The sequence below is a fragment of the Candidatus Parvarchaeota archaeon genome (assembly GCA_016866895.1).
Classification (GTDB): domain Archaea; phylum Micrarchaeota; class Micrarchaeia; order Anstonellales; family VGKX01; genus VGKX01.
In genome coordinates, this window is the sequence record VGKX01000144.1 from 1 (window position 1) to 3,245 (window position 3,245).

Genomic DNA, 3,245 nt, shown 5'->3' on the forward strand with positions numbered 1-3,245 from the left:
TGCTGACAAGCAGCTTTGAGTCGTTGTCCATGCCCATCAATCGTCCTTTTTTACCTTACAATTTTCGCATTCCAGCATCTTGCATTTTTTCCTTTTGCGCTTTACGGCTTTCAGCCCTATAGAGCCTTGCATTTCCTGTCTCTTTGAGCAAGTGCTTATCCTCGCGGGATGTATGCCGCAACGGCTGCGGCAAGGTTGGAAACCGGCATGCTTTGAAGCCACACTTTGCCCGGGCCGTCAACTGTTGCCAAAAACAACCCCTCTCCGCCAAATAGCATGTTCTTCACGCCTTTTTGCATCTGCACGTCAAATTTTACTGATGGCTCCATCATGGCAATGCAGCCAGTGTCGACTTTTAGCCTCTGGCCTGCCTTTAGCACAAGCTCAGTTATCTCCCCGTCAAGTGCAACAAACACAGTCCCCGGGCCGCTTATCTCCTGCAGTATAAATCCTTCCCCGCCAAACAGTCCAACCCCAAGCTTTTTCCTGAACATTGTCTTGAGCTGCACTGTCTGCTGTGCAAGCAAAAAAGCATCCTTCTGGCATATGATGCTCTCTCCCTGCTTGAGGTTGAACTGCATGATTTTCCCTGGAAAGTCGCTTGCAAAAGTCACAAATCCCCTGTTGCCCTGCGCTGTGAAATTGACAAGGAAAAGCGATTCGCCTGTAAAAAGCCTTCCAATCCCTGCCCCAAGCCCGCCTCTCATTTCACTGACCATATCGATGTTGTCTGACATCCAAGCCATTGCGCCGCTTTCAGCATAGACACTTTCTCCTGCTTCAAGCTCAATGGAAACAGTCTGCATGGTTGTGCCATTAATCCTTGATTTCATATAATCACCCACTGCATTAAGTTTATTTCTAGTTTATTTAATACTTGCCATGCCAAAGTTAATCTATAGTTTTGTCTACTTGGCATTGCCAAAGGGAAACTTGGCATAGCCGAGGTGAAACAGGGAGACTATGAAAATGGAAAAACTAGGGCAGCTTGCAGTTGAACTGCACAGAAAGCAAAAGGGAAAGATAAAAATCGCCCTCAAGGGAAAGCTCAACAACATCAGGCAGCTCTCCCTAGCATACACGCCTGGCGTTGCCCAGGTGTGCAGGGAAATAGCAGCCAGCCCTGATGCTGCATTTGACCTTACAATGAAATGGAATTCTGTTGCAATCCTTACAGATGGAAGCCGGGTGCTTGGGCTTGGGAACATAGGGCCTGCCGCGTCGCTGCCTGTGATGGAGGGCAAGGCGCTTTTGTTCAAGCGATTTGGGGGCGTTGATGCGTTTCCCCTCTGCCTTGACGTGAAAAGCGAGGATGAGTTTGTCCAGGCTGCAAAGGCAATAGCGCCTGTTTTTGGCGGCATAAACCTTGAGGACATTGAAAATCCAAAGTGCTACGGTATTGAAAGCAGACTGGAGGAGAAGCTAGGCATACCTGTGATGCATGACGACCAGCACGGGACTGCAGTTGTCGCACTTGCCGGACTGATTAATTCGCTAAAAGTCGCAGGCAAGAAACTTGAGGCCGCAAAAGTCGTAATAAACGGCGCGGGGGCGGCTGGAAGCGCAATAGCAAAATTGCTTGGAATCGCTGGCGTGAATGAAATCATTGTTTGCGACAGCAAGGGAGTCATTTCAAAATCAAGGGCGGATTTGGACACCCACAAGTCGCAGCTTGCAGCCATTACAAACAAGCAGGATGTCCAGGGCACACTTGAGGCTGCATGCAAGGGCGCTGATGCCATCATTGGGGCCTCTGTGCCAGGCTCAATAAACCAGCATATGGTAAAATCAATGTCAGAAAAGCCAATTGTTTTTGCACTGGCAAATCCAATTCCCGAAATTTCGCTGGAGGACGCACGCCTGGCCGGGGCTTTTGTTTATGCGACAGGCAGGTCTGACTTGCCAAACCAGATAAACAACGTGCTTGGCTTTCCTGGCATTTTCAGGGGGGCACTTGACGTGCGCGCAAGCAGGATAACAAGCGGGATGAAGCTTGCCGCATCATATGCGATTGCAAACTCGGTTCCAGAAGGCAGTCTGTCCAGGGAGTTCATTGTGCCGACGCCCTTTGATTCCATGGCGCCATTCAATGTCGCACTTGCAGTTGCAACCCTTGCGCAAACAGAAGGCGCGGCGCACCTCAAGCTTTCAGAGGGCGAGCTGAGGGAAAAAATCAAGGAAAACATAAAGGGCTAGACTGCTTTTTTCAACACGCATAGCTTTATTGCAGTGCTTTCCCCCCACTCCTTTTCCGGCTTTGCGAGCCATTTGCAGACCCCAATTCGCCTTAAATATTTTTGTATCACAATAAACCACAAATTCTTTTCCTGTTTGGTTTTGAAATTAGACATTTCGCCTCGCCACTGGAAAATCCGTTCACTGCCTTTCGGGCCTTTCAAATCCCGCCAAGCCGCTTTCCCCCATGGCGCCTTTCAATATCGGCCATGGCGCCCTTTTCAACAAGCGAGATTGAAATCGGCGTGAGCACAACACTTCCTTTCACAAGCCTGGTGACATCATTCCCCCGCCTTGCCTTTGCAAGCCGCGCCCCGGTTATCTTGTAATCGTTCAATCCATACTTGTGCTTCTCTTCCCTTATCTTTATCACAAAGTGCTGCATTTGCGGCCTGCAGACCTCCACCCTTGCCTTCTTTGAGTTAGTCGGGAAATTCACATTGAGCACATCGCACCCTTCGGGCAGCCCGTTTTCCAGGGCCTCTTTAATGAAGTAGCTTGCCCATTTTTTTGTTGAGTCAGGCTGTGGCCAGGCGTTTCCGCTTGCCCAGTTTTTCACGTTTGACATTGCAGAAAATGCTATTGCTGGGACTCCATAAGTTGCCGCCTCAACTGCCGCCCCTATGGTGCCCGAGGAAAGTATTGAGTGTATGGAAACATTGTAGCCGGAGTTGATTCCAGTGACTGCCAAAGCAGGTTTTTTTTTCAAAAACCCCCTCCTGTTTATCGCAAAGGTTATGGCATCTGCAGGCGTGCCGTCAATCAGAGTCACGCTGTGGCCGTGAAAGTCCACCTGCCTGACACTCAAGGGCTTGTGGTAGGTTATTTTTTTTGAAGTTGCCGACTGCTGGCGCGAAGGCACTATTGCCACAACATCAGAATCGTTTTCAAGTGCCGCCTCAATCAGAAGCAGCAGCCCCTTAGAAAGCCCGTCATCGTTTGAAATGAGAATCAAATAATCACCTTGCCCGAAGCGCTGACTTCATTGGGCATATGCTAGGGCGTTACCC

General features: G+C 49.6%; 3 protein-coding genes. 1 reads left to right on the top strand and 2 read right to left on the bottom strand.

The genetic code is table 11. The features are described from left to right. Positions 1-155 precede the first annotated feature (155 nt). Positions 156-833: a TIGR00266 family protein gene (locus tag FJZ26_05125; protein MBM3229788.1), complete on the bottom strand. Its 678-nt coding sequence runs from the start codon at positions 831-833 to the stop codon at positions 156-158. Positions 834-969: 136 nt separating this feature from the next. On the opposite strand from FJZ26_05125, the gene FJZ26_05130 reads away from it, so the two are divergent. Then, complete coding sequence (locus FJZ26_05130) at positions 970-2,196, top strand: NADP-dependent malic enzyme (protein MBM3229789.1); 1,227 nt, start codon at positions 970-972, stop codon at positions 2,194-2,196. A gap of 199 nt (positions 2,197-2,395) precedes the next feature. Here FJZ26_05130 and surE read toward each other — a convergent pair whose 3' ends face one another. After that, positions 2,396-3,190, bottom strand: a complete 795-nt coding sequence (surE, locus tag FJZ26_05135) for a 5'/3'-nucleotidase SurE (GenBank protein MBM3229790.1) — start codon at positions 3,188-3,190, stop codon at positions 2,396-2,398. Positions 3,191-3,245 lie beyond the last annotated feature (55 nt).